Origin of the sequence: Kumtagia ephedrae (assembly GCF_003012745.1) — a bacterium.
In the GTDB taxonomy this organism is placed as follows: Bacteria; Pseudomonadota; Alphaproteobacteria; order Rhizobiales; family Rhizobiaceae; genus Kumtagia; species Kumtagia ephedrae.
The window spans coordinates 266812-293382 of sequence record NZ_PXYK01000001.1; the positions used below are offsets into that span (position 1 = coordinate 266812).

20 protein-coding genes and 1 pseudogene are annotated in these 26571 nt (G+C 66.4%); 9 read left to right on the forward strand and 12 right to left on the reverse strand.

The genetic code is table 11. The features are described 5' to 3' along the window. Window positions 1–16: 16 nt before the first annotated feature. Window positions 17–250 (forward strand): annotated as a pseudogene (locus C7I84_RS30490) (NAD(P)-binding domain-containing protein); the annotation flags it as partial. Between the two features lie 438 nt (window positions 251–688). After that, window positions 689–1096, forward strand: coding sequence for an OsmC family protein (locus C7I84_RS01380; RefSeq protein WP_106770341.1), 408 nt, complete (start codon window positions 689–691; stop codon window positions 1094–1096). Window positions 1097–1151: 55 nt separating this feature from the next. On the opposite strand, the gene C7I84_RS01385 is transcribed toward C7I84_RS01380, so the two are convergent. Next, complete coding sequence (locus C7I84_RS01385; RefSeq protein WP_207770943.1) at window positions 1152–2126, reverse strand: MBL fold metallo-hydrolase; 975 nt, start codon at window positions 2124–2126, stop codon at window positions 1152–1154. Between the two features lie 206 nt (window positions 2127–2332). Between C7I84_RS01385 and C7I84_RS01390 the strand changes: the two genes are divergently transcribed. After that, window positions 2333–3742 carry an MFS transporter gene (locus C7I84_RS01390; RefSeq protein ID WP_106770343.1) on the forward strand — a complete coding sequence of 470 codons (1410 nt, stop codon included), beginning with the start codon at window positions 2333–2335 and terminating at the stop codon, window positions 3740–3742. Window positions 3743–3750: 8 nt separating this feature from the next. Here the strand turns inward: C7I84_RS01390 and C7I84_RS01395 are convergent, their stop codons facing one another. Together C7I84_RS01395 and C7I84_RS01400 are read right to left on the reverse strand one after the other, a co-directional pair. Further along, entirely contained in the window at window positions 3751–4443 is a 693-nt protein-coding gene (locus tag C7I84_RS01395; protein ID WP_106770344.1) for an RlmE family RNA methyltransferase, read from the reverse strand. Next, entirely contained in the window at window positions 4440–5810 is a 1371-nt protein-coding gene (locus C7I84_RS01400) for a Ppx/GppA phosphatase family protein (RefSeq protein WP_106770345.1), read from the reverse strand. The genes C7I84_RS01395 and C7I84_RS01400 overlap by 4 nt, the downstream gene beginning before the upstream one ends. 241 nt (window positions 5811–6051) lie before the next feature. Between C7I84_RS01400 and C7I84_RS01405 the strand changes: the two genes are divergently transcribed. The 4 genes from C7I84_RS01405 to C7I84_RS01420 all read left to right on the forward strand — a co-directional run bounded on the left by C7I84_RS01405 (window position 6052) and on the right by C7I84_RS01420 (window position 11213). Continuing rightward, window positions 6052–6951: a lysylphosphatidylglycerol synthase domain-containing protein gene (locus C7I84_RS01405; RefSeq protein ID WP_245428282.1), complete on the forward strand. Its 900-nt coding sequence runs from the start codon at window positions 6052–6054 to the stop codon at window positions 6949–6951. A gap of 31 nt (window positions 6952–6982) precedes the next feature. Then, a complete protein-coding gene (locus tag C7I84_RS01410) occupies window positions 6983–7861 on the forward strand; it encodes a LysR substrate-binding domain-containing protein (protein ID WP_106770347.1) in 879 nt (292 codons plus the stop codon). 202 nt (window positions 7862–8063) lie between these two features. Further along, window positions 8064–10484 carry a GcvT family protein gene (locus tag C7I84_RS01415; protein WP_106770348.1) on the forward strand — a complete coding sequence of 807 codons (2421 nt, stop codon included), beginning with the start codon at window positions 8064–8066 and terminating at the stop codon, window positions 10482–10484. 297 nt (window positions 10485–10781) lie between these two features. Then, complete coding sequence (locus tag C7I84_RS01420) at window positions 10782–11213, forward strand: hypothetical protein (RefSeq protein ID WP_106770349.1); 432 nt, start codon at window positions 10782–10784, stop codon at window positions 11211–11213. A 144-nt stretch (window positions 11214–11357) separates the two neighbouring features. Here the strand turns inward: C7I84_RS01420 and C7I84_RS01425 are convergent, their stop codons facing one another. From C7I84_RS01425 to gyrA, 9 genes are all read right to left on the reverse strand, one after another. Further along, window positions 11358–13262, reverse strand: a complete 1905-nt coding sequence (locus tag C7I84_RS01425) for a glycoside hydrolase family 127 protein (RefSeq protein WP_106770350.1) — start codon at window positions 13260–13262, stop codon at window positions 11358–11360. A 298-nt stretch (window positions 13263–13560) separates the two neighbouring features. After that, complete coding sequence (locus tag C7I84_RS01430; protein WP_106770351.1) at window positions 13561–14628, reverse strand: LacI family DNA-binding transcriptional regulator; 1068 nt, start codon at window positions 14626–14628, stop codon at window positions 13561–13563. A 1-nt stretch (window position 14629) separates the two neighbouring features. Further along, window positions 14630–15550, reverse strand: coding sequence for a carbohydrate ABC transporter permease (locus C7I84_RS01435; RefSeq protein WP_106770352.1), 921 nt, complete (start codon window positions 15548–15550; stop codon window positions 14630–14632). Further along, entirely contained in the window at window positions 15547–16422 is an 876-nt protein-coding gene (locus C7I84_RS01440) for a carbohydrate ABC transporter permease (RefSeq protein WP_106770353.1), read from the reverse strand. Before C7I84_RS01440 ends, C7I84_RS01435 begins: the two co-directional genes overlap by 4 nt. 102 nt (window positions 16423–16524) lie before the next feature. Then, window positions 16525–17772, reverse strand: a complete 1248-nt coding sequence (locus tag C7I84_RS01445) for an ABC transporter substrate-binding protein (protein WP_106770354.1) — start codon at window positions 17770–17772, stop codon at window positions 16525–16527. Between the two features lie 345 nt (window positions 17773–18117). Next, a complete protein-coding gene (locus C7I84_RS01450) occupies window positions 18118–19125 on the reverse strand; it encodes a hypothetical protein (RefSeq protein WP_106770355.1) in 1008 nt (335 codons plus the stop codon). A gap of 454 nt (window positions 19126–19579) precedes the next feature. After that, the gene (locus tag C7I84_RS01455; RefSeq protein ID WP_106770356.1) at window positions 19580–20068 is read right to left on the reverse strand and encodes a DUF992 domain-containing protein; all 489 of its coding nucleotides are present in this window, start codon (window positions 20066–20068) and stop codon (window positions 19580–19582) included. 369 nt (window positions 20069–20437) lie between these two features. Next, window positions 20438–21781, reverse strand: a complete 1344-nt coding sequence (locus C7I84_RS01460) for a tetratricopeptide repeat protein (protein ID WP_106770357.1) — start codon at window positions 21779–21781, stop codon at window positions 20438–20440. A gap of 225 nt (window positions 21782–22006) precedes the next feature. Continuing rightward, complete coding sequence (gyrA, locus tag C7I84_RS01465) at window positions 22007–24790, reverse strand: DNA gyrase subunit A (protein ID WP_106770358.1); 2784 nt, start codon at window positions 24788–24790, stop codon at window positions 22007–22009. 270 nt (window positions 24791–25060) lie between these two features. Between gyrA and C7I84_RS01470 the strand changes: the two genes are divergently transcribed. Then, window positions 25061–25690 (forward strand): MarC family protein, encoded by a 630-nt coding sequence (locus C7I84_RS01470; protein ID WP_106770359.1) that lies wholly within the window; start codon window positions 25061–25063, stop codon window positions 25688–25690. A 312-nt stretch (window positions 25691–26002) separates the two neighbouring features. Further along, entirely contained in the window at window positions 26003–26440 is a 438-nt protein-coding gene (rnk, locus tag C7I84_RS01475; protein ID WP_106770360.1) for a nucleoside diphosphate kinase regulator, read from the forward strand. Window positions 26441–26571 lie beyond the last annotated feature (131 nt).

Sequence of the window (26571 nt, forward strand, 5' to 3'; positions counted from 1 at the left end):
AAGGACGGAGGAAGCCATGAGGATCGGGATCATCGGAGCCGGCAATATCGGCAGGGCCCTGGCCAGGCTTGCGGTTGCCTCCGGACACGAGGTCATGCTGAGCAACTCGCGCGGTCCGGAAACGCTGGCGGAAGTCGTCGGCTCGATCGGCTGCGAGGCCGGTACGGCCATGGAAGCAGCGACGTTCGGCGACGTGACCGTGCTCACCATCCCGTTCAAGAACGTCTTCGACCTCGACCCAGCCCTGCTGACGGGCCATGTGGTGATCGACACCAACAACTACTACCCCGACCGCGATGGCCGGATCGCCGCCCTGGACGAATTCCGCACGACCACCAGTTCCATGGTCGCCGCTCATTTTCCGCGGGCGAAAGTGGTCAAGGCCTTCAACGCGCCGGGGATCCCTGCCGATCGCGGGGGACGACGGCGCATCCAAACAGGTCGTCGCGCGGCTGCACGAGCAGTTCGGCTTCGACACGGTCGACGCCGGCACGCTTGCCGAAAGCTGGCGCTTCGAGCGCGCCAAGCCCGCCTACTGCATACCGCTCGACAAGGCCGGGCTGCGCGATGCACTGTCCAGGGCCGAACGCGCGGTCGAGCTGCCACACGGGTCGTGGCGGCGCTGACGGTATTCGAGCGACCCGCCGCCGGCGGGCGCCGGACGGTCCGGAGTCGGAGGGCAACAAACATGGTCTCGGCGACGGTGGAACTGCGCAATGTCGAGGGCACGCAGGCGGCCATGGGCTGGGCCGGCGGCCATACGATCGTCGTCGACCGGCCGGAAGGAAAGGCCGGCGGAATGGGGCTGGGCTTTAACGGGGCGCAACTCCTGGCGCTGGCCATCGGCGGCTGCTTCTGCAACGACCTGCGCTACGTCTCGGCCGAGATGGGCGTCGAGCTCGGCGGCATCGCCGTCAGCGTCACCGTCGAGATGCAGGGAAGTCCGCTCATCGCGACGTCGGCGACGATGACCGTCTCCTGCGAGACGCGCGACGGCTCCGATCCGCAGCAGGTCGTCGACCGGGCGAAGGAGGTCTGCACGGTCGCCCATTCCCTGCGCAGGGGCGTGCCGGTGACGATCCAGGCGGCGGCGTAGTCCTGTCGGTCCAGCCTGCTGCAAACGCAGGCTGAACCGTTGCGCGGGGCCGGTCCTACAGCTCCAGCTGATAGGTCTCCGGCACGTATCGATAGCCCGTATCGATCTTCTCGACATAACCGACCGCCGGGAACGGCATGTGGTAGCCGATGAAGGGCAGCCGGTCGGTCGCGATCATGTCGAAGACCTTTCGGCGCGTCGCCGCGGCCATGTCCTTGTCGGCGTCGAAACGCACGTGCCAGTCCGGCTGCTGCAGCGAGGCGACATAGTGGTTGGCCGTGTCGGCGGTCAGCACCAGCGACTTGCCCGACGAGTCCAGCCTAAAGATCAGATGGCCCGGCGTGTGGCCGAACGCGGCGACCGCCCGTATGCCGGGCACGACCTCGCCGCCGTCGCCGACGAAGGTGGCCTTCTCCGCCAGCGGCTTCACATTGGCCGCGACCGCCTTGGCGTTGCCCTCGGTCGGGCCGGACATGCGCTCAGGCGCGGTCCAGAAATCGAACTCGGCCTGGCCCATGACGTAGCGCGCATTGGCGAAGGCCGGGGCGCCGTTCTCCATCAGCCCGCCGATATGGTCGCCATGCATGTGGGTGACGACAACGATGGAGACATCCTCGGGCTTGTAGCCGGAAGCGGCCAGGCGCGCCGCGAGCTGCCCCAGCCCGTTCTCGCGCCCGCCGGCGCCGAGGCCGGTGTCGAACAGGATCAGTTCCGCACCCGTGTTGACCAGGGTCGGGGTGAAGCCGTTCACCATGCGGTCGGCCGGCAGCAGATTGGCCTGCATCAGCGCCGCGACGGTCTCGGCCGGCTGGTTCTGGCCGAACACCGGATGCGGCCCCTCGCCCGGCCGCAGCCCGTCGAGGATGGTCGTCACCTCGAACTCGCCCAGCGTGAAGCGGTTGAAGCCGGGATTGCCGACATCGGGCTTGGGGACGTCGGCCTGCGCGGCGCGCACCATGATCTGCGGGAATGCCAAGACGGCCGCCCCCGCCGCACCGAGCCCGAGGGCTGTCCTGCGGTCGATATGCATCGCTCTCTCCTTCTGCCTCCCGTCCGGCGACAACGACATTTGTATGCGACGGCTTCCCGACACCCGAGTCACAACCCTGTGAGCGCTGGCGCGGCGGATTGGCTGGCGCTGGCCCGGTTGTGCTTGCCCGTCGGCGCGCTAAATGCGATTGCGCCTGCCATCGATTTCCGATCACCCGGACTCCCGCAACCGACCGGACCACGAAGTTGCAACGCACCGTTCCGCTGATCCTCGCGGTCGCCCTGTTCATGGAGAACATGGATTCCACGGTGATCGCGACGTCGCTGCCGGCGATCGCCGCCGACATCGGCACCAGCCCGATCGCGCTGAAGCTGGCGCTCACCGCCTATCTCGTGTCGCTCGCCGTCTTCATCCCGATCAGCGGCTGGATGGGCGACCGTTTCGGCGCCAAGCGCGTCTTCCGCATCGCCATCGGCGTGTTCGTGGTCGGCTCGATCGCCTGTGCGGTGTCGGGATCGCTGCTCGCCTTCGTCGCCGCCCGCTCGCTGCAGGGGCTGGGCGGGGCGATGATGACGCCGCTTGCCCGGCTGGTGCTGGTCAGGGCAACGCCGCGCCGCGACCTGGTCGGCGCCATGGCCTGGCTCACCGTGCCGGGTCTGGTCGGGCCGCTGGTCGGCCCGCCGGTGGGCGGCTTCATCACCACCTATCTCTCCTGGCACTGGATCTTCCTGATCAACGTGCCGATCGGGCTCACCGGCATCTGGCTCGCCGGCAGGTTCCTGCCGGACGTCGAGCTTGCCGGCACCCCTCCCCTCGACGTGACCGGCTTCGTGCTGTCGGGCCTCGCCGCCTCCGGCGTGGTCTTCGGCCTGTCGGTGGTCAGCCTGCCGGCGCTGCCGCCGATCGTCGGTGCCGTCACGCTCGTGGTGGGCGTCGCCGCCACGCTGCTCTACCTGCGCCATGCCCGCCGCGCGCCGTTTCCGATCCTCGACCTCAGGCTGTTTGCCAACAGCGGCTTCCGCGCGGCGGTCGCCGGCGGCTCGATCTTCCGCATCGGCAACGGCGCCGTGCCGTTCCTGCTGCCGCTGATGTTCCAGCTCGGCTTCGGCATGACGCCGTTCCAGTCCGGCATGCTCACCTTCGCCTCGGCCTTCGGCGCCATCGGCATGAAATTCCTGGCGACGACCGCGCTCCGGCTGGGCGGCTTCCGCACGGTGCTGATCGCGGCGGCGCTGCTGTCGGCGCTGTTCATCGGCTTCAACGCCCTGTTTTCGGCGCAGACGCCGGCAGCCGTGATCATCGTCGTGCTGATCGGCGCCGGCTTCCTGCGCTCGCTGTTCTTCACCGCCTCGAACGCGCTGGTGTTCGCCGACATAGACGACAAGCAGGCGAGCCAGGCGACCGCGATCGCCTCGGTGTTCCAGCAGATCACCGCCGCGCTGGGCGTCGCCGTCGGCGGCGGCATCCTCGAGGTCTACACCCACGCGACCGGCGAGCCGCTCGGGCCGTCCGCCTTCTCGATCGCCTTTCTGATCGTCGCGGCGATCACCGCGCTTTCGGCGCTGTCCTATCTGAGGCTCCCGTCCGACGCCGGGCAGACCGTGTCCGGTCACCGGCTGCGCGACACAGGCGAGGACACGCCGGCGTCGCGGTAGGCTGCCGCTCAGCGCCCCTTGAAGTCGCGGGCGAGCAGATAGAGCTCCACCGATTCGTCGCGCGAGGCCGGCGGCTTGACGTGGCTGACGGAGCGGAAATGCTGCTTCAGCCGGGTAAGCAGCTCGGTCTCCGTGCCGCCCTGGAAGGTTTTCGCCAGAAAATGCCCGCCGGGCTTCAGCACGGAGATGGCGAAATCGGCCGCCACCTCGCACAGATGCATGGTGCGCAGATGGTCGGTGCGGCGGTGGCCGGTGGTCGGCGCGGCCATGTCGGAGAGCACGACGTCCGGATCGCCGCCGAGCGCCTCGACCAGCCGCGCCGGCGCCTCGTCTTCGAGGAAATCCATCTTGAGCAGCACGACGGCCGGGATCGGGTCCATCTCGAGATAATCGATGCCGACCACCAGCGGCCGCTCGTCGGTCGAGCGCGTGCGCGTCGCCGCCACCTGGCACCAGCCGCCGGGCGCCGCGCCGAGGTCGATCACCCGCTGGCCCGGCTTCAGCAGCTTGTGCCGGTCGTCGATCTCGATCAGCTTGTAGGCGGCGCGCGAGCGAAAACCCTCGGCCTTGGAGCGCTGCACATAGGGATCGTTCATGTGGCGCTCGAGCCAGCGGCGCGACGATTCCTTCAGCCCGCTCTTCTTCTTGATCCGCGTCCTGAGCACACGCCCGGCACCGGGCTTTCCCGCCTTGTCCTTCATGGCCTGATGCTCCCCGACCGCCGGCGCCAGACGCCTTCGTCGGCCATCAGCTCGCTCAATATGCCCTCGCGCAGACCGCGGTCGGCGACCCGAAGCCGCTCCGACGGCCAATGCGCGCGGATCGCCTCCAGGATGGCGCAGCCGGCCAGCACCAGGTCGGCACGATCGGCGCCGATGCACGGATTGGCGACGCGCTGGTCGAAATCCCAGCCGAGCAGCGTCGCGACCATGCGCTCGACATTGTCGTTGTCGAGCCAAAGGCCGTCGACGCGGCGGCGGTCGTAGCGCTCGAGGCCGAGATGGACACCCGCCAGCGTCGTCACCGTTCCCGACGTGCCGAGCAGATGGAAGCGCGAACCCTTGGCGAGGTGGGCGATCTTGTGGCGGCCCTCGAAAGCCTCGATCAGCCCCGTGACATGCGCCACCATCGCGGCGAAGACGGCCTGCGACACGTCGCGCCCGCCATAACGCTCGGCCAGCGAGACCACGCCGACCGGCAGCGACGTCCATGACACGATATGGTTGGCAAGCCGCGGCGTGCGGTGGCGCGACACGTCGATCAGCGCGATCTCGGAGGAGCCGCCGCCGATATCGAACAGCACCACGGCGTCGGTGTCGCGCTCGACCAGCGACCCGCAGCCGGAGACGGCGAGCCGGGCCTCGGTCCTGCGGTCGATGATCTCCAGCTCGATACCCGCCTCGCGGCGGACGCGCTCGAGGAACTCGCGCCCGTTCCCCGCCGACCGGCAGGCCTCGGTCGCGACCAGCCTGGTACGCAGCGGCGAGCGGGCCCTGAGCTTGTCGCCGCAGACCTTCAGCGCCTCGATGGCGCGATCCATCGCCGCTTCGCCGAGACGGCCGGTCGTCGAAAGACCCTCGCCCAGCCTGACGATGCGGGAATAGGCGTCGACCACGCGGAACTGGCCGGGCCGGGTCGGCACCGCCACCAGCAGACGGCAATTGTTGGTGCCGAGGTCGAGCGCGGCAAACAGCGTCTCGTCGCGAATCGGATCAGCGGCCGCGCCCTTGTCCCAGCCGTTGCGAAGCGGCGCAGGCGCAGGCAGCGGCGCCGTCCGCGGCACCTCGGGGACGACCGGCATCGCCTGGCCGGGCACGGACACGACATTTTGAATGCGCGCGGCATCGGCGGCAAAGACCTTGCGCCCGCGCCGGCGCTTGCGCTTCTTCTTGCCTTTCCCGGCAATTTCGGGAGCGCCGTTCGCCTGCCCCGACAGGGCGGTATCGGGCCGGGAGACCGCGCCTTTCGGGCGTCGCCGCGACTTTCCACCACGGGCGCCGTTTCGCGCCCATCGGCTTTCGGACACCCCGCCTCCGCGCGCCGCGGCGCCGGCTTCAGGGTCTTCCACCTAGTTTTCCTTCCGGCGCCGCGCTGAAGGATGTCGCTGCGGGCCCTATACTTTGCGTTGCAATGACCATACCAGCGCCCATGGGGATCACCAAGGGGGCCCGATCCGATTGTCGCCGCAACTTGCGGGCGCCTGTCCGGCCGTCCTATCGTTCGGCGATCCCGGCATGAGCAGACGAACGGAGGCGGATGAACGATCCGGTGATCGCCACGTGACCAAACTGAAGACCTATTTCTGGCCGATGGTCGGCCTGTGCGCCGTCGCTTTCTCGATATGGCTGCTCTACAACGAGCTGAGGGGCATATCGCTCGAGGATCTTGGCGACAGCCTCGCGGCCATCCCGGCGCATCGCTGGCTGCTGGCCGCCGCCAGTTCGGCGCTGGCCTATGCGGCGCTCGCCGGCTACGACCACATCGCGCTCACCCATCTCGGCCGCAGGGTGCCGTTCGGCTTCATCACGCTGTGCTCGTTTACAACCTACGCGCTGTCGCACAACATCGGCGGATCGGTGCTGTCCGGCGCGGTGATCCGCTATCGCGCCTATGCCTCGCAGGGCCTGTCGGCGCAGGAAGTGGGCGTGCTCGTCGCGCTCTGCTCCTTCACCTTCGCCCTCGGCGCCGTGATGCTCACCGCCTTCCTGCTGATCATCGAGCCGCAGGTCTTCGACAACTTCCTCGACTTCCTGCCGGTCTCGGCGACACGCCTCTCCGGCTTCGTCATCCTGCTGCTGGTCGCGCTCTACGTCTTCGGCAGCTGGCTGCGGCTCCGCCCGCTCAAGCTCGGCAAGTTCGCCATCCATTATCCCCGCCTGCCGATCGTGGCGCGCCAGCTGCTGATCGCGCCGGTGGAGCTGATCGGCGCGGCCGGCATCATCTATTTTGCGCTGCCGGAAGTCGGCAATCCGGGCTTCCTGGTGGTGCTCGGCGTCTTCGTCGTCTCCTTCTCGGCGGCGCTGATCTCGCACGCGCCGGGTGGACTGGGCGTGCTGGAGATCGTTTTCCTGGCCGGTCTGTCGCAGATGGACCCGGTCGCGGTGCTGGCGGCGCTATTGGTCTTCCGCCTCTTCTATCTCATCGTCCCGCTGGCCTTCGCCCTGGTGATCGTGCTCTTCTTCGAGCGCGCGCAGTTCGGGCGAAGTTGACCGCACGACCGGCCAGCCCGTCAGGTTCGCTATGAAGCCGCCGCCCCCGCTCACCTACATCCGCTCGTTCGAATGCGCGGCCAGGCATCTGAGCTTCACCACGGCAGCGAAGGAACTTGGCTACACGCAGGCGGCGATCAGCGCCCATATCCGCTCGCTCGAGCAGCATATCGGCCGGCAGCTCTTCATCCGCTATCCGCGCAGCCTGAAGCTCACCGAGATGGGCGAAGCCTTCCTGCCCACTTTGCGGCAAGCGCTCGACCAGATCGACCAGGCGACCGAGGCGGTGGTCGCTTCGGCGCGCAAGAGGACCGTCGTCGTCTCCTGCCCGACCAGCCTTGCGGAAAACTGGCTGGCGGGCTGCATGGCCGCCTTCCGCCGCGAGCATCCGGCCATCGAGGTGGTGCTGCACGGGACCATCTGGGACGACCTCACCGAGCCGCTGGCCGATCTCGTCGTCTCGACGCGGCGCTTCGACGACCGCCCGCCCGACAGCGTCGTCCTGTGGGACGACCGGCTGGTGCTGCTGTGCGCGCCCACCTTTGCCGGCATCCTGCAGGCGCCTCCCGACATCCTGAAGCTCGACCGGATCTCCGTCCACGGCCGGCAGGAATACTGGCAGTGCATGGGTGAGGCGCTGGGCATCGACATTTCGGAGCGCGACAAGGGATTTGCCACCAACTCCTCCAACATCGCGCTGGAGCTCGCGGCGAACGGCGCCGGCTGCGTCGCCACCCAGCTGTCGCTCGCCCGGCGCTATCTGGAGCGTGGCCTGCTCGTCGAACCGTTCCCGGTGCGGCCGCCCAGCCCGTGGACGTACTACCTGTCGGAGAGCCGGCTGTCGAAAGGCAATGTCGTGAAGACAGTGAAGGAGTGGATCCTGGCGCGGGCGCAGGCGGAGAACGAGTAACGTCACGGGCCATTTTCCGAGGCTCTATGACCCCGTTTTTATTGGCCATTCCCAAGCGATCCTGCCAGCAGCTCGACTTTACAGCACTTCGCTGCGTTCTCTACATAGCAACCATCAGCAATTCAGGGGCATCCAGGCGGGCGCCCACTCCTTCCTTGTCCGCCCGCGCCCCGCCGCGACGGCGGCGCAGGAGGATTCGGGAATGCGCACTCATGCACAGGCAGTCGTCATCGGCGGCGGGCTGGTCGGCTGCTCCATCCTCTACCACCTCGCCAAGCTCGGCTGGAGCGACGTCGTGCTTCTCGAGCGCGACGAGCTGACGTCCGGCTCCACCTGGCATGCCGCCGCCAACATCCACGGGCTGCACGATTCCACCAACATCAGCCGGCTGCAGCACTACACCATGGCGCTCTACAAGGAGCTGGAGGCGGAGACCGGCCAGGGCTGCGGCATCTTCCAGCCGGGCTCGCTCTACCTCGCCCAGACCGAGGCGCGCGAGCACCAGCTGCGCCTGCAGGAAGCCAAGGCGCGCCGCTACGGGATGAACTTTTTCGGGATAGGCCGCGACGAGGCCGAGCGGCTGCACCCGCTGGTCGATTTCGACGGCGTCCGCTGCATCATGTACGAGCCGGAAGGCGGCAATGTCGACCCGTCCGGCGTGACCATGGCCTATGCCGCCGGCGCCCGCCAGCGCGGCGCCGAAATCCACCGCTTCACCCCCGTCATTGGCACGGAGTCCCAGCCGGACGGCTCGTGGATCGTGCGCACGCCGAAGGGCGACATCCGCACCGACTGGGTTGTCAATGCCGCCGGCCTGTGGGGGCGCGAGGTGGCGGCGATGGCGGGGATCGAGCTGCCGCTGATTCCGACCGAGCACCAGTATTTCGTCACCGAGACCATTCCCGAGATCGCAGCGCTCGGCCGGCGCCTGCCCTCGGTCGCCGACCGCGACGGCGAATATTACCTGCGCCAGGAAGGGCTCGGGCTGCTGATCGGCGCCTATGAGCGCGACATGAAATTCTGGGCCGAAGACGGCACGCCGCAAGACTTCGGCCACGAACTCTTCCCCGACGACCTCGGGCGCATCGAGGAGAACATGATGCGCGCCATCGCCCGCGTGCCGGCGGCCGGCACGGCGGGGGTGAAGCGGGTGATCAACGGTCCGATGATCTGGTCGCCCGACAGCGCCGCCCTGTTCGGCCCGGTTCCGGAACTCTCCAACTATTTCTGCTGCAACGGTATCATCCCCGGCTTCTCGCAATCGGGCGGGCTGGGACGGCTCGCCGCCGAGTGGATGATCGAGGGCGAGCCGTCGCTCGACATGTTCGGCTGGGATCTCGCCCGCTTCGGCGGCTGGGCCGGCAAGGCTTTTACCAAAGCACGGGTGCAGGACCAGTACAGCCACCGCTTCAAGATCCACTTCCCCAACGAGGAGCGCGCCGCCGGCCGGCCGGTGCGCACGCGGCCCGCCTATGCGATGCAGAAGGACATGGGCGCGGTCTTCGGCCTGAATTTCGGCTGGGAGCATCCCTTGTGGTTTTCCGCCGAGGGCGAGCCGCGCGAGGAGACGGTCGGTTTTTCCAGGCAGAACTGGTGGGAACCGGTCGGGCGCGAGGCGCGCATGCTGCGCGAGAACGCCGGCATCATCGACATCTCCAACTTCGCCAAATACGAGGTTCGCGGCCCGGGCGCCGAGGCCTGGCTGAACGCGCTGTTCGCCAACCACATGCCGACCGGGATCGGCCGCTCCTGCCTGACGCCGCTGATCGGCAGGCGCGGCGGCATCGCCGGCGATTTCACGGTGACGCGGCTCGGTGCCGACGAATTCATGGTGATCGGCTCCGGCATGGCCGAGCGCTATCATCAGCGCTTTTTCCAGGCGGTGCCGCTGCCCGAAGGCACAACATTCCGCTCGCGCACCGAGGCGCTGTGCGGCTTCAACGTCGCCGGGCCGAAATCGCGCGAGCTGCTTTCGCGCCTCACCAACGACGATCTGTCCAGCGTCGCCTTCCCGTTCATGCGCTCGCGCCGCATCACGGTCGCCGGCATCGACGCGGTGGCGCTGCGCGTCTCCTTCACCGGTGACCTCGGCTGGGAGCTGCATTGCGCGGCCGACGACCAGGTCGCGCTCTATGGCGCGCTGCTCGAAGCCGGGCGCGAGCTCGGCGCCGGACCGGTCGGCTCGCGGGCGCTGATGTCGCTGCGGGTGGAGAAGGGGTATGGCAGCTGGGGCCGCGAATATTCGCCGGAATACTGGCCACAGGAGACCGGCTTCGACCGCCTGATCAAGCTGGACAAGGGCGACTTCCTCAACCGCGACGCCTATGCCGCGCTGGCCGATCGCCCCGCCCGCGACACGCTGGTCACGATCGCCATCGAGGCGAGGGATGCGGACGCCACCGGCGGCGAGCCTATCTTTTTGCCCGACGGCACGCCGGTCGGCCAGGTGACGTCGGGCGCCTATGGCTATTTCGTCGGAAAATCGCTCGCGCTTGGCTACATCAAGGCCGGCTCGGCGAAACCCGGCGACGCGCTGCACGTCGCCATCCTCGGCCGGCCGCACGACGCGGTGCTGCTGGAGCGGCCGCTTTTCGATCCGGAAGGCAAGCGGCTGCGGGGGTAAGTGCGATTGCCCTCATTGCGCTGTGAAGATAGTCGCATACGAAAAATTCGGGAACCGTCCGCCGCACGACACCCCCACCCCTACCCCTCCCCCTCAAGGGGAGGGGTACTTGGCGAACGCCCTGCCGCGCAAAATCGTCGACGATTGGCGTCAAGAGGACAAGCCAGCCAGCCCCTCCCCCTTGAGGGGAGAGGTAGGGGTGGGGGTATTTCCGATGCCCTCATTGCGGCAGGAGCCCCTATTGGTGGGCGCAGTCATTGCAGCCATACTGCCAGACCGCAATCGGAGACCAGGCCGATGGAGAGTGCCGTAAGGAAGCTGTTCGAGCGATACGAGCGTTTTTTCAATCGGTCCCTCGGCGGCGACATGGACACGGATGAGATCGCATCGCTGTATGCCTCCGACTTCATCGCGGCCTCGCCCGCCGGGGTCATGACGGGAAAGAACGACGACCGGCTCAAGCAGGTCATGGCGCAAGGCTATGCGCACTATCGGGCGATAGGCACCAAGGAGATGCGGATACGCCAAATCCGCCTCTCCGAAATAGACGAACTTCATTGCGTGGCGCATGTCGCCTGGACCGCAACCTATGCCCGCAAGGACCAGCCGGACACAGCGATCGATTTCGACGTCCACTATCTCGTTCAGACGCTGGACGGCGGGCCGAAGGTTTTCGGCTGGGTGTCGGGCGACGAGCAGGCGCTTCTGAGAAAGCATGGAATCGTCTAGCGGCCTGTCCCGCATCGCCCATTTGAGGCAGGCTCGACGTCTTGCTCTCTAATTCAGCCATGGTTTGCCGCCCGTCCGGACGCAGCCGATTTCACTATGACGCGCTCGCAGGCCTGAACGGCTCCCGGATCGGAAGCCGCCGCTTCAACCCTCCGAAATCCAGACCTGCATCGACCCCTTCTCCCGGTTGTTCCAGAGATAGTAGGGTACCGCCGTCAGCCGAGCCGGCTGCGCTTCGGGAGGCCGGGTGCGGTAGAGCGACTGATCCCAGCCGGCGTCCGTCAGTCGCCGGGCATCCGCCGCGAGAACGACGATGCCGTCGAACAGGTCGCGGCGTTCCTCGACATCGATACTGGCGTCCTGCGGCAGCTGCAGCTGCTGGACGCGCCCGCCGGGATTGTCGGTCTCCTCGACGCAGTAGACGAGCGGCCCGCGCTTCAGCGCCACCCGGCCGACATTCTCCTTCACCAGCGGATGGGCGTAGATGCGCTCGGCCGGCATCGGCAGCTCCAGCGCGATCCTGTCGCCGGCTTGCCAGAGGCGCGAGACCGACAGGTAGCCGTTCTCCACCGAGACGGCGACCTCGACCGGTTCGCCATTGACCGAAACCTCGGCGCCACCGGCCCAGCCGGGGATGCGCAGCTTCACCGTGAAGTCAAAAGGCGCCTGCGGGGTCACCTCGATGCGGATCGAGCCTGACCACGGATAGGCGCTGGTCTCGCGCAGGAGAACCTTGCCACCGGCCAGGTCGACCTCCGTCGAAATGCCGCCATAGAGATGGAAGGCGACGGCATCGTCGCTCGCCGAGACGAAATAGCCGCCGACCGAGGCGATCAGGCGCGAGGCGTTCATCGTGCAGCACGGGCAGGTGTGCCAGGCCCAGCGGCTGTGGCGGCCGTCGCTGTCCAGCGGGTTGGAGTAGAAATAATGCTCGCCGTCGCGCGACAGGCCACCCAGCGCATTGTTGAACAGGGCCTGCTCCAGCATGTCGGCATAATTTCCGTCGAGGTCGAGATGCAGCATGCGCTGCGCCCAGAAGATCAGCGCCACCGATGCGCAGGTCTCGGCATAGGCCGTGTCGTTGGGCAGGTCGTAGTCCTCGGTGAAACCCTCGTTCGCGGCGGCCGGGCCGAGGCCGGAGGTGATATAGATCTTGGAGGCCATGACGTCGGCCCACAGCACCTCGCAGGCGCGTTTCAGACTTTCGTCGTTCAACTCGGCGGCGAGATCGGCCATGGCGGAGAACATGTACATCGCCCGGACCGCGTGGCCGACCACCTTGGTCTGCTCGCGCACCGGCTTGTGCGATTGGTTGTACTCGTAGCTTTTTGCCCAGAAGTCCGTCGGTTTTTCGCCGCGATCGACCGCTTCCTGGTCGAAATAATGCGGTTTTCGGCCGCGTTCGTCGATAAAATAGGCGGCAAGATCGAGATGTCTGCGCTCGCCGGTGAGGCGATAGAGCTTGACCAGCGCCAGCTCGATCTCCTGGTGGCCGTCATAGCCGCGCTTCTGGCCCGGCTCCGGCCCGAAGGTTTTCCGCACATGCTCGACATAACGCTCAAGAATGCCGAGCAGCCGGCGTCGGCCAGTCGCCAGGAAATAGGCGATGCCGCCCTCCAGCAGGTGGCCGAGATTGTAGAGCTCGTGATTGTCACGCAAATTGGTCCAGCGTTTGTCCGGCTCGCGCTGCAGGTACCAGCAGTTGAGATAGCCGTCCGCCGCCTGCGCGATCTCGAGATCGTCGGTGATCGCTTCGATCTTGGCCTCGATGGCGGCGTCGCGGCGGTGCGACAGCGCATAGGACGCCGCCTCGATCCATTTTCCGACGTCGGAATCCCAAAACACCTGCACGGTGAAATTGTGCTCGTTGCGGGGGAAACGCAGCGGCGGCGGCGGGTTCGGCAGGGTCAGCGCCTCCAGGATGCCGTGCCTGCCGAGCTGGACGTGCTGGCTCGGGATGGTCTTCGTCAGCACCGTCTCCAGCCGCTCGCGCCAGAACTGCCCCTCCAGCGCCACGTCGACGAAACGAACCGGCCTGAACGTGCCCATCATGTCTCTCCTTTCGAAGCCACCTCTAGCCCCTCGTCCTTGTGGGCAGGGCAATCGCGTATGAGCTCACCCCCACCCCTAACCCCTCCCCACAAGGGGGAGGGGGACTGGCTGGCCTCTCCGCCAGGCGACAATCGTCAACGGTTTCGCATGGCATTCCGGCAGCAAAGTCCCCTCCCCCTTGTGGGGAGGGGTTAGGGGTGGGGTAAGCCACCACCGCATTCTTCGCCGTTTGCCACATGCGATTGCCCTGCCTTATAGGGAGGAGTTAGGTGTGGGGCTGAAAGACGCGCTCGGCTCACCCCCCGCCTCCCCCTACAGACGACGCGCGCACCACCAGCGAGCACGGCCGGCGCTCGACGCCGCTCAGTTTTCGGCCTGCGATCATCTCGAGCAGGCTGTCGCCGGCCTCGCGGCCCAGCGCCTTCAGGTTCATGTCGATGCTGGTGAGCGGCGGCCGCGTCGCCAGCGCCATCACGTCCCAATTGTCGAAGCCGACGATGGCGACGTCGCCGGGCACCGCGACCCCCATCTCGCGCAAGGCGTCGGCGGCGCCGCGGGCGATCTGGTCGTTGCCGCAGAAGATGGCGTCGGGCTTTTCCCGCCGCGCGAAAAGCTCCGCGGCCACCTCCCTGCCCCAGGCTTCCGACCAGACGCCCGGGCGGTAGAAGCCGTCGACCTCGGCAAGCCCCGCCCGGGACAGGGCGGAGCGATAGCCTTGTCGCCGCAGCCGCACCGCCTCGAAATGCTCCGGCCCGGTGATGTGGGCGATGCGTTTTCGCCCGAGCGCGGAGAGATGGCCGACCGCCAGCACCGCCCCGCCCACGTCGTCGGGAAGCAGCGACAGCGCGGCGGGATCGTCGGCCTGCGAGAACACGTAGACGACGGGCAGCCCGTGCGCCAGCGGCCCGATCGGCGGACGCTTGTCGGCACGCCGCGCCGTCACCACCAGCCCGTCGATGCGCTTGCCCAGCAACTGGTCGAGATGCTGGCGCTCGCGCGCCGGGTCGTCGGTGGCGTTGCACATGAACACCGCGATCCCCTCCTCGGCCAGCCGGTTCTCCAGCGCCTCGACGATCGGGAAGGTGAAGCGGCCGAAACTGTCGTTGGAGATGATGCCGATGGTGCGCGACTTCGCCCGGTGCAGGCTCTGCGCCAGGTCGTTCGGCCGATAGCCGATCTCGCGGGCGACGCGCAGCACCTTTTCGCGGGTTTCCTGGCTGAGGCGCCCGCCGGCGTTCAGCGCCTTCGACGCCGTGCCGATCGACACGTTGGCGATGCGCGCGACATCGCGGATGGTCGGTGCCCCGCCGAAGGCGGCGCCCGGCACACGCGTTTCCACAACCGGCGGGTCGGAATCCTGCATGCTACTTGACCGCGCCGTTGAGGAAGCCGGCCATGTAGTATTTCTGCAAGAGCAGGTAGAAGGCCATGCAGGGGATGATCGAGATGGTGATGCCGGCCTGCAGCATGCCCCAGTCGGTGCCGCCGATGCTGGTCTGCTGCCGGGCCGCCGCGAGGATCAGCGGCAGGGTGAAGGAGGAATCCTTGTTCATGATCACCAGCGCCGCCAACAACTCGTTCCACGAGGTGATGAAGGCGAACAGCGACACCGTGATCATCGCCGGCACCACCGCCGGCAGGCAGATGCGCGTCAGCACCTGAAAACTGTTGCAGCCGTCCATGATGGCGGCTTCCTCCAGCTCGCGCGGCACCGCCTCGAAGGCGTTGCGCATGACATAGATGCTGAACGGCAGCTGGATGGCGGTATGCACGATGGCCAGCCCGACCAGGGAGTTGTGCAGTTTTAGCTCGACGAACAGGAAGAACAGCGGCGTCAGCAGCGCCTGATAGGGCACGATCAGGCCGAGCAGGAGGATGACGAACAGCGCCTCCTTGCCGGGAATGCGGAATTTCGCCAGCCCGTAGCCGGCGGGCACAGTCAGCGCCAGGCAGAAGACGATGGTGAGCAGCGCCGCACCCAGGCTGTTGGCGAAATAGGTCGGCAGGCCGGCCTGGTAGTTCCACAGGCGCTCGTAGCTGTCGAGGCTGAGGGCATGCGGAAAATAGGCCGGCGGCACCGCGGCCGCCTCCTGCGTCGACTTCAGCGAGGCGAGCACCGAGGCGACCAGCGGCAGCAGCATGACCGTGCACAGCGCCACGCAGAGCGCGGCGACGAGGTATTTCTGCCTGCCCTCGACGAAGCCGGCCACCAGCCCCGCCCTTGCCCCGCGGTGGGCTGGGGACCGCGCCAGGTCGCGCATCGCGGCGTCGTCGAAGGCGCTCATGCGTGGCTCCTGCGGCTGAGCAGCATCTGCAAAACCGTGCAGACCAGGATGATGCCGGCGAGGATCAGCGACAGCGCCGCGCCGTAGCCGAGCTTCAGATAGGGGAAGGAGTTCAGGTAGATCAGGAACACCGACGTCGCCGTCAGGTTACGCGGCTGGCCGGCCGTCATGATGTAGAACTGGTCGAAGGCGAGCAGCGAGCCGATGACGCTGACCAGCGTGACCAGCAGGATGGTCCGGGCGGTGAGCGGCAGGACGATCATGCGCACGCGCTGCCAGTAGCTGGCGCCGTCGACCATGGCCGCCTCGCCGATGTCCTGCGGAATGGCGTGGATGGCGGCGACGAACAGGATGGTGCCGAAGCCGACCACCTTCCAGACGATCGAGGCGATCACCGCCCACATCGAGATGTCGGCGTCGGCGCCGAACCAGACGACGGGCCTGGCGATCACGCCGAGATCGATCAGCGCCCGGTTGATCAGCCCGAAATCATAGCTGAACAGCCAGTACCAGAGCAGGCTGGAGGCGCCGAGCCCGATCACCACCGGCGCGAACACAACGCTGCGGGTGAATTGCCGGAGCGGCCGGTTCTCGGCCGTCAGCAGCGCGATGAGGTAGCCGGCGATCATCAGGATCGGCGTGATCAGCAGCGTGTATTTCAGCGTGAAGCCGAGCGAGGTCCAGAACTGCGGATCGTTCCACGCCCGCACGAAATTGCCGAAGCCGATGAACTTCTTGTCGGCGATCAGCGACCAATTGTGCAGCGACATCCACGCCATCTGGGCGAGCGGATAGAGGGTGAAGACCAGCACGAAGGCGAGCGCCGGCGCGACGTAGAGAAGCCCGACATATCTGCTTTTACCGCTCTGCATGGACCTGCTCGGCTGCGCGTCCGGGCGAGCCGGACAGGATTGCTCGAAACGGGCCGCGGCGCCGGCCCCAGGCGCCGCCGCGGCCCTCGGCGAAGCACGCCTTTATTCGGCGGCGATCGCCTTCATCTGCGCCTTGGCATCGGCAATGATCGTGTCGAGGTCGGTGTCCTCGTAATAGGCGCGCTGCAGCATCTGCAGCCACGGTCCCTGCGGCGAGTTGATCAGCTCGAAGAACTTCAGCGTGTAGGGGGTCTTGGCGACCGCGATCGCCTTGGCCACCTGCTGCACCTTGGGCTCGGCGGCGAAATACTTGTTCTCGGTCATGTCGCCGCGCGTCGTCATGTTCAGCATTTTTGCGTAGACCTCGACCTGGGTCTCGTCTGACAGCAGGAACTTCATGAAGTCGACCGCGTCGTCGACGCGCTTGCTGCCCTTGGGGATGGTGACGATGTCGCCGCCGGCAAACGACGAGACCTGGCCGCTGGTCACGCCCGGCAGCAGCGCGATGCCGAAATCCATCGACGGATTCTGCTCCTTGGCCAGCGTGATGTTGAAGTTGCCGGTGCCCATCATGCCGATCTTGCCGGAGCCGAAGCGCAGGTGGAACGTCTCGCCCGTCTCGGCGCGCGCGTCCTCGTGCACGTTGCCCGCCTTGACCATGTCGCGGGCCCATTGCAGCACTTCCTTGACGCCGTCGCCGTCGAGCGGCTCGCCATTGGCGGCTTCCGGCTCGACGGTGGCGCCGGCTGCCCACATCAGCGGGGCTACGGTGAAGATGTTGCAGCCGGCGCAGGAGCCGGCCAGGAAATAGCCCTTTACGTCGCCGCCGAGCGCGGTGATCTTGTCGGCATACTCGCGGATCTCGGCCAGATTCGTCGGCGGCTTCTCCGGGTCGAGCCCGGCCTTCCTGAACAGGTCCTTGTTGTAGAACAGCGCCGACACGTCGGCATAGAGCGGCACGCCGTAGATCCGGCCCTCATAGGTCGACACCGCCATGTGGCCTTGAACGGCGGTTTTCAGCTCGGGCCAGTCCTTGACCTTGTCGGTGATGTCGACGAGCTGCCCCGCCGCCTCGAACTGCGGCCCGTAGATCAGGTCCATGCCCATCAGGTCGGGCACCTCGCCCGAGGCGATCGCCTGGGCGATCTTCGGCACCATGTCGGTATGCGGGATGTAGGTCAGGTTGATCTTGCGGTCGGGGTTCTTCTCGTTCCAGGCCGCGACCAGCGCGTCGACCATGCCGGCATTGCCGCCGCTGCGCTCCCACATCTGCAGGTCCTCGGCCAGCGCCGGCAGCGCGACCGCCGCCAGCAGGCCCGCCAGCGCGGCCTTCCATAAACGCAAGCTCATAGGTTCCTCCCTTTGGCCAGCTCGCATCGTTCTTCTTGGGAAAAGCTTTTCTCAATCCTCCCGCAACAAGCCGGATCAGGAAGCGCCGGCGTGTTGGGAAAAGCTTTTCTCAGGGTATAAACGCATATTTTTGCGTGGGCTGCAACCGGGGCGTCACTATCCTTCAGACGGCGGCGATGTTCCCGCTGTCGTGGTGCCCTGGATGATGAAAGGCGGCCCGTATGTCGTCGACGATAGCGTCGGCTTCGATTTAGACGACGAAGTGTCATCCTACTTTACCCGGCCGCCCGATGCTTGCCTGCCGCCCAAAGCTCGCTGCCCGGTGGGCATTCCAGCAAACGGCAACTATCCGAGCCGTTGCAGCACCCCTCCAATATTGATCAGGTATCCAAAACGGACCCCGTCACTTCCTCGCTGATCCTCTGGTATCTCCCCTACTACGACGAAAAAATGGCTCGTTGTTGCCGTGTGTCTTGCAGCGAGATACGCCAACAGAAGTTCCGTTCCGTTGAGCAACTGGGCCATTATTTCCTGCATGAATTCGCCGACGGGCACGCGCTCAATCGGCGTCTCATCATGAATAACCCGGATCATCGGCTCCTCAAGGATGCGATCAGCCGTCAATTGATAGTCTCGTAGTTCGAGCCGTTGCGTTATATTTGGATGCTCGATGCAATGGCGGACGTTCCGAATGAGCTTTCCGAAATTCGCAAGATTCTTGGCAAACAGAGTAAATTGGTCCTGCTCGCTGTAGCGAGCCTCGACCACCGTCGCAAAACCTTCTAGAAACTTACCGGCTTTCCGCATTTCGTCCGGATAAAATAGCATGCAGGTCTTATAGATACCCTGAACCACGTGCTCAATCTTCTGAACAAAGCTCTTCACCCGAGCCTCTAATCCGGGGATCGCGGGCATCCGAAATCCCCTCCCTTGCGGAGGGGTGGTCGAAGCATCGGCGACTATCTTCAGCTTCATATATTCATCTAAAATTTCCTGTGCAGCTATCGCATCCTTCGAAATTTCCAGAGTCTTCAAAAGGACAGAATTCCATTCAATCTCTTCGATCAGTCGGTTTTCTCTAAACAACTCTCGTGCCGTTAGTAGAATTCGGCGAACTATTTCAGAATCTGACCCGCTATTGATGACAAGTTGCTGTGTGTTTGGTATATCCGCACGTGTCCGCTGTGGGTCTATATCGTCGGCCATAGCTATCAAGTAGATGGCCTTCTCCTTGATGATGTAGAGCCTCGTAGCGATCGTCATCATACCGGTGATTTCGCCGTCGGAGACATCACCCACGTTCATGCCGCCGGCGGACTCTCTCAGTTTATCAATTGGCCTTTTTTCGGTCACGGGGGTGTAGGTTTCCTGCCGGGGATATACCTCCCCAAAAGATGTTGCACAGCAGCAAGGTCTATGGGCGGAAATCGACTGTCAAGAGTCCCGCGCCCCGCCCGCCTAAGCCCACTGCTCACGTCGGCGAGCTTGTTCCTTCCTTGTCCTGAGTGCGAGTGCTCAAGGGGAGGGTGAACGATAGCCGGTCGCGAGACTACAAGTCCACGTCATCGGACTTCAAGGCGGTCGGAATGCCGCACGCATCAAACCCGACGGTGCTGCCCATCATCAAATGCCGCGCGCCAAACCTGTGCGAGAACGTATCGCCAAGCCTCCGATCGCCACTTCGATCGGTATGGGGAGCGCTGCATAACGGAAGCAATTCTGCGAAGTAATAAGAAGCGAGTGCGCTGATCGTCGCACCCTGAGCCGGGCGCGCCGCATATCGAGCGCCTGGAGCAACGCTCCCCCCTCACTTCGCTGCGACCAGCTCCACCTCCTCGACGCCGGCCGCGATGCCGACGCCGGGCTCGCCCTCGACCGCCAGCGGCTGCAGCGAGAAAGACTTGCCGATGCCGCCGACCAAAACGTCGACGCCGAGCCCGATGCCAGCCGCGACGGAAGCGGCGACGCCGCCGTATTTTCCGGCGAGCAGGCCGCTTCCCGGAGCGGGCGAGGCCGCGAACACGCCCCAGACGAGATGCCCTTCCTCCACCTCGCCGAGCTCGATGCCGTATTGATGGATCGTGCCGGTGTACTTCTCGACCTGGCCGTTGGTATGCGTGAACGTGCAGGCCATCGTCTGCTTGCGCACGAGAATCTGGCCGATGCCTATCGACGTGTCGCATTTGAGCAGGCCGATCTGCGTATTGGACCAGGCCGGGCCGCCGAACGACAGTGAAAGCGCGATCACCGCGCCGGCGATCGATGCAATTCGACAGAATTTCGATGTATTTTTCATTTCGGTGGCTCCCTCATGTCAAATCCGACTTGTCAGAATTAAACGCCTCCGGCGTTTTCAGCAATCGCCCGCGGCGGAGCGGTCGCCTGAGGGACTCCCGGCGACCTTTGTCCATGATACGCCGGTCCTGGAGTGGCGGCGCGTGGGCGGGGAAGACGCCGGCCGCGGTCATCCGGGAAACGCAGGGCATCCCGGCACGCCGGGTCCGACGGCAACCGCCGGCCGGCTACGCTACCTCTCGGAACACGATCCTGGACGATGCGACCGGGCCGATCCGAGATATGAGAATCCGATATCTCCGACGGGATAACGGGCGAAACGAGCCCGCGTGGCGGTCGACAGGCGTTTTCCCGACCGGAATCCCAAACCTCACGCCGCCTTGCGCGCGGTCACGACCAGCCCGATCACTGGCTCGGCATTCTCGCTTCTCAGCGCCTCGCGCCCGCAAGAGCTCACCGAAAACCCCGCCGCCGCCAGGCAGCGCCGCACATAGGCTTCGCAATGCGTGTAGCGGCCGTTGACGGCGAGCCGGAACGAGCCGTCCGCGTCGTCCATCGCCTCGACGGTGAACACCAGCACGCCGCCGGGCCTGAGCGCCTTCGCCGCCCCTTCAGCGAATTCCTCGAGGCGGCCGAAATAGCAGAGCGTGTCGGCGGAGGCGATCACGTCGTAGCCGTCCGGCCGGGCCCGCAGGCAGGCGGTCAGCTCAGCGCGGTCCAGCCGGTCGTAGGCACCGAGCTTCGCCGCCTTGGCGAGCATGCCCTCCGACAGGTCCACACCGTCCAGTCGCCCGGCATGCGGCTTGAGATGCTTCGCGCATTTGCCGGTGCCGCAGCCGGCGTCGAGCACGGCAAGTCCGCTCGCATCGGCGCCGACCGCGTCCCGCACCGCGGCGCCGACGATCTCCGGCGCACGATAGTCGAGGCTCTCCAGCTTGGCGTCGAACGAGCCCGCGAACGTGTCGAACAGCTTGCTGACATAGACGTCGGGCGCCCGTTCCGGCACGTTCTCGCCGGTCATCGAGGCGCGCATGTGCTGCGCCTGCGGGTCGTGGGGATTGGCATCGGCCCACTTCTTCACGAAGTCGATGGCGACGTCCTTCAGCCCGGCGAACCAGTAGGCAAGCGCCAGGAAATGCGCCGGCACGGCCTTGTCGGGCCAATGCACGATCGCCTTCCAGAAATGGTCGATCGCCTCCCTGGCGCGGCCGCTGTCGAGCAGGATGGCGGCGAGGTTCTGGTGGGCGACGCCGAACTCCGGATTGACCTCCACCGCCTTGCGCAGCAGCTTTTCGGCAAAGCCGACATTGCCGGCGTGTTTCACGATCGAGGCGAGATTGCAGTAGGGATCGGCGAGATCGGGGTCGAGTTCGATCGCCTTGTCGTAAGCGTTGACGGCCGCGTCGATATCGCCGAGCTCGACATAGGCGTTGCCGAGGTTGTTGCGGATGCCGGCATGGCGCGGCGCCACCTTCGCCGCGCGCTTCAGCGTCTCGACGCTGCTTTCCGCACCGTGCAGATGAAAGCGCACCACCCCGAGGCAGCTCAGCGCATCGGCATTGTCCGGGGCGATTTCGATGACGTTCTCAAGGAGCCCGGCCGCCGCCTTGAGCTGCTTCTTGCGCACCAGCTCGCGCGCCATGGCGATCGCTTCGTCGACGCTGAGCAGCGCGTTGCCATCCTCGTCGATTTCGGGCGGCTTGACGTCCTGCATGGCCCGCTCCGCTGTCTATCGGAAATCGGCGCGCGCAAACGACCCCGCGCCGCCAAGAGGGATGCCGCAGCGTGGCGGTCGAATGTAACAGGCAAAGTGCGTGCCGGGCGGCTTGCGTAACGGGCCGTGGAGCAGCGGCGGCGCGCGGCCGCTGTCATGCGAGGCGGTTCCCTTCCCCCTTGTGGGGAGGGGTTAGGGGTGGGGGTCGCGCCGGGCCGCGACGCCTCAGCCTTCGGCCGGCGGCTCGTCCGGCTGCGCCACGTCGCCCTCGCCCTGCGGCTCGGAGATGCGCTCGACCGACACCACCTTCTCGCCCTCGGCGGTCCGGAAGATGGTAACGCCCTTGGTGGCGCGGCTGGCGAAGCGGATGCCCTCGACCGGCACGCGGATCACCTGGCCGCCGTCGGAGACCAGCATGATCTGGTCGTCATGCCCGACCGGGAAGGCGGCGACCAGGCGGCCGATGTCGCCGTCCTTCGGATTGGCGGGGTCGCCGACCTTGGAGACGTCGGTGGCGCGGATGCCCTTGCCGCCGCGCCCGGTGACGCGGAAATCGTAAGAGGAGGAGCGCTTGCCGTAACCGTAGGCGGTCACCGTCAGCACGAACTGCTCGTGCTGCCTCAAGGTTTCGTAGAGTTCGTCGGAAAGCTGCGCGTCCTCGCCGACCTCCTCGTTGGTCAGCGCGATCTCGTCCTCCTCGCCGCCGCCGGAGAGCAGCCGGCGCTCGGCGACGGAGCGCTTCAGATAGGCGGAGCGCTCGGCCGGCGTGGCGTCGACATGCTCGAGGATGGCCATCGAGATCACCCGGTCGCCGTCGCCCAGCGAGATGCCGCGCACGCCGACGGAGTTGCGGCTCTGGAAGACGCGCACGTCGCCGACGGCGAAGCGGATGCACTGGCCCGAGCCGGCGGTGAGCAGCACGTCGTCATGCTCGGTGCAGGTCTCGACGCCGAGAATCTCGTCGCCCTCCTCCTCGAGCTTCATGGCGATCTTGCCGTTGCGGTTGACCTGCACGAAGTCCGACAGCTTGTTTCGCCGCACGGTGCCGCGCGTGGTGGCGAACATCACGTCGAGATCGGCCCAGCTGTCCTCGTCCTCCGGCAGCGGCAGGATGGCGGTGATGCGGTCGCCGCTCTCGATCGGCAGAAGGTTGATCAGCGCCTTGCCGCGCGACTGCGGGTTGCCGATCGGCAGGCGCCAGACCTTCTCCTTGTAGACGATGCCGCGCGAGGAGAAGAACAGCACCGGCGTGTGGGTATTGGCCACGAACAGCCGGGTGACGAAATCCTCGTCCTTCGTCGACATGCCGGAGCGGCCCTTGCCGCCGCGGTTCTGCGCCCGGTAGATCGAAAGCGGCACGCGCTTGATGTAGCCCGCATGCGTCACCGTGACGACCATGTCCTCGCGCTGGATGAGGTCCTCGTCGTCCATGTCGGCGCCGCCGTCGGCGAGCTCGGTGCGGCGCGGCGTGCCGAACTCGTCGCGCACGGCCGCGAGCTCGTCCTTGACGATCTGCTGGATGCGCACGCGCGACGACAGGATGTCGAGGAATTCCGAAATCTCGGCGCCGATCTCGTTCAGCTCGTCGGCGATCTCGTCGCGGCCGAGCCCGGTCAGGCGCGACAGTTGCAACGCGAGGATGGCACGCGCCTGCTCTTCCGACAAATTGTAGGTGCCGTCGTCGTTGATGCGATGGCGCGGATCGTCGATCAGGCGGATCAGCGCCTCGACGTCGGCCGACGGCCAGCGCCGGGTCATCAGCTGCTCGCGCGCCGTCTGCGGATCGGGCGCATGGCGGATCAGCTTGATCACCTCGTCGATGTTGGCGACGGCGATCGCCAGGCCGACCAGCACGTGGGCGCGGTCGCGCGCCTTGCGCAGCAGGTATTTCGTGCGGCGGCTGATCACCTCCTCGCGGAAGGAGACGAAGGCGCGCAGCACGTCGAGCAGCGTCAGCACCTCCGGCTTGCCGCCGTTCAGCGCCACCACATTGGCGCCGAACGAGGTCTGCAGCGGCGTGAAGCGGTAGAGCTGGTTGAGGATCACCTCGGAATTGGCGTCGCGCTTCAGTTCGATGACGACGCGGTAACCCTGGCGGTCGCTCTCGTCGCGGATGTCGGAGATGCCCTCGATGCGCTTGTCGCGCACCAGCTCGGCCATCTTCTCGATCATCGTCGCCTTGTTCACCTGATAGGGAACCTCGGTGATGATGATGGCCTCGCGCTCGCCGCGGATCTCCTCGGTGTGGACGCGGCCGCGCATGATGATCGAGCCGCGGCCGGTGGAATAGGCGCTGTAGATGCCGGAGCGGCCGAGGATGATGCCGCCGGTCGGGAAATCCGGGCCGGGGATGATCTCCATCAGATCCGTCAGGTCGATCGCCGGGTTGTCGATCAGCGCGATGCAGGCGTTGACGACTTCCGTCAGATTGTGCGGCGGGATGTTAGTGGCCATGCCGACGGCGATGCCGCCGGAGCCGTTGACCAGCAGGCTGGGGAAGCGCGCCGGCAGGACGCGCGGCTCCCGGCCGGAGGCGTCGTAGGTCTCCTGGAAGTCGACGGTGTCCTTGTCGATGTCCTCCAGCAGCTCGTGCGCGACCTTGGTCAGCCGCGATTCCGTGTAGCGCATCGCCGCCGGCGGATCGCCGTCGATGGAGCCGAAATTGCCCTGCCCGTCGATCAGCGGCACGCGCATCGACCAGTCCTGCGCCATGCGGACCAGCGCGTCGTAGATCGAGGCGTCGCCGTGCGGATGGTATTTACCCATCACGTCGGCGACCGGGCGGGCCGACTTCACATATTTGCGGTTCCAGTGATAGCCGCTCTCATGCGAGGCATAGAGGATGCGCCGGTGCACCGGCTTCAGGCCGTCGCGCACGTCGGGCAGCGCGCGGCTGACGATCACGCTCATGGCGTAGTCGAGGTAGGAGCGCTGCATTTCCTCGATGATCGAGATTGGCTCGATATCGGATGGGCCGTCGGGCCCGCGCGGAATGTTCTGGTCGGTCAAATTGCTTCACGAAGAATTGGGAATCGATGTCGTCTTATATAGGAAGCGGCGGGAATTGGCCAATCCCGCCGGGCTTTCCCCGCGGGAATTTCCTGAAATAAAACACACCTTTAGGTTGGGTCGCGAAATGTCGCAGGCGGATGCCGGCGACCATGCGGCCGAATTGCGGCGCAAGCGCGGACAGCCGCGCCCGGCCGTCGGGAGCGTCGGGCCATCCGCGGCTGGCGGCGGCTCCTGCCTTCGGCTAGGCTCGCAGCGTGGGGAGCGGCCATGCCGAGTGTCGACAGCCTGTTCAGTGCCTTCCTGACGATCCTGGTCACCATCGATCCGCCCGGGCTGGCGCCGCTGTTCCTGGCGCTGACGCGCGGCATGAACCGCGAGGAGCGGCGCCAGGTATCCGTGCGGGCCACCCTGATCGCCTCGGCGATCATGGTGCTGTTCGCCGTCGCCGGCGCGGTGATCCTGAGCGTGCTCGGCATCACGCTGCCGGCATTCCGCGTCGCCGGCGGGCTGCTGCTGTTCTACATCGCCTTCGAGATGGTGTTCGAGCGTCGCCAGGACCGCAAGGAAAAGAGCGCCGACGTCGCCGTCAGCAAGGACCACATCCAGGACATCGCCGCCTTCCCTCTGGCGATCCCGCTGATCGCCGGTCCCGGCGCCATCTCGGCGACCGTGCTTCTGTCCGGAACCTTCCAGGGCATCGCCGCCAAGAGCGCGCTGGTCGGCATCATCCTGGTCTGCCTGGCATTGACCTATCTCGTCTTCGTGCTCGCCGAGCGCATCGACCGCTTCCTCGGCCAGACCGGCCGCTCGATCCTGACCCGGCTGCTCGGCGTGCTGCTCGCCGCGCTGGCGGTGCAGTTCGTCGCCGACGGCGTCAGGGCGCTGATGGCGGCATAGCCCGGCCGGCTGCAGCCCCGCCGGCGAAAACCGGCAAAACGCCTTGCCTTGACTTCCCGACACGGCTCGGGAACAATCCGGCGCATGTTCGGCTCACAGAAAATCGCAGGCGATTTTCCCTTCCGGGTCTGTCCCATCGCGGGACGGTAACCCCCGGCTCGGCCCTGCGCCCCGAGCCGTGGGGCGGTCATGCCAGTGGTAAAGCATAAGCTGAGGGCCTGACAGGCCCGGCCTGGCGCGCGCAATCACCTCACTTCCGTTCAATCGCCCCAGCGGGCGCAATGCCGCCATGCGGCCACATGGGACCATGTCATGACCACCCTGCCCGAGGCCCGGCGCAAGCCCGCCATCACCATCGCCAGATCGGAGCACCAGCGCCTGCTCTCCTTCGCCACCGCGCTCGAAAGCCGCGACCCGGATCTGGCGGAGACGCTGCTCGGCGAATTGGAGCGTGCCCGCATCGTCGACGATCACCGGCTCGCCGGATCGGTGGTGCGGATGGGATCGACCGTGCGGTATCAGGCTGGCGACGAGATCAGGACGGTCACCCTCGTCTATCCGGCGGAAGCCGACATCGCGCTCGGCAGGGTCTCGGTGCTGACGCCGGTCGGTGCCGCCCTGCTCGGCCTTTCCCCGGGCCAGTCGATCGACTGGACGGACCGCAACGGCCGTCGCCACGATCTGACGGTTGTTCGGGTCGGGAGCGAAGACTCTGCCCGGCCCGGGGATCGGAGCGCCGCCGCCCGATGAGCGCAATCCCTCGAGGCGCGGGTCCGGCCGGACCCAGCAGCGGGCTCCGGCCGGGATCGCCATCCTGCGCCGCCGGATCGGATCGGCGGCTGCCCGGGAGGACGCGCCGTCGTGAATTCCCGACCGCCCCT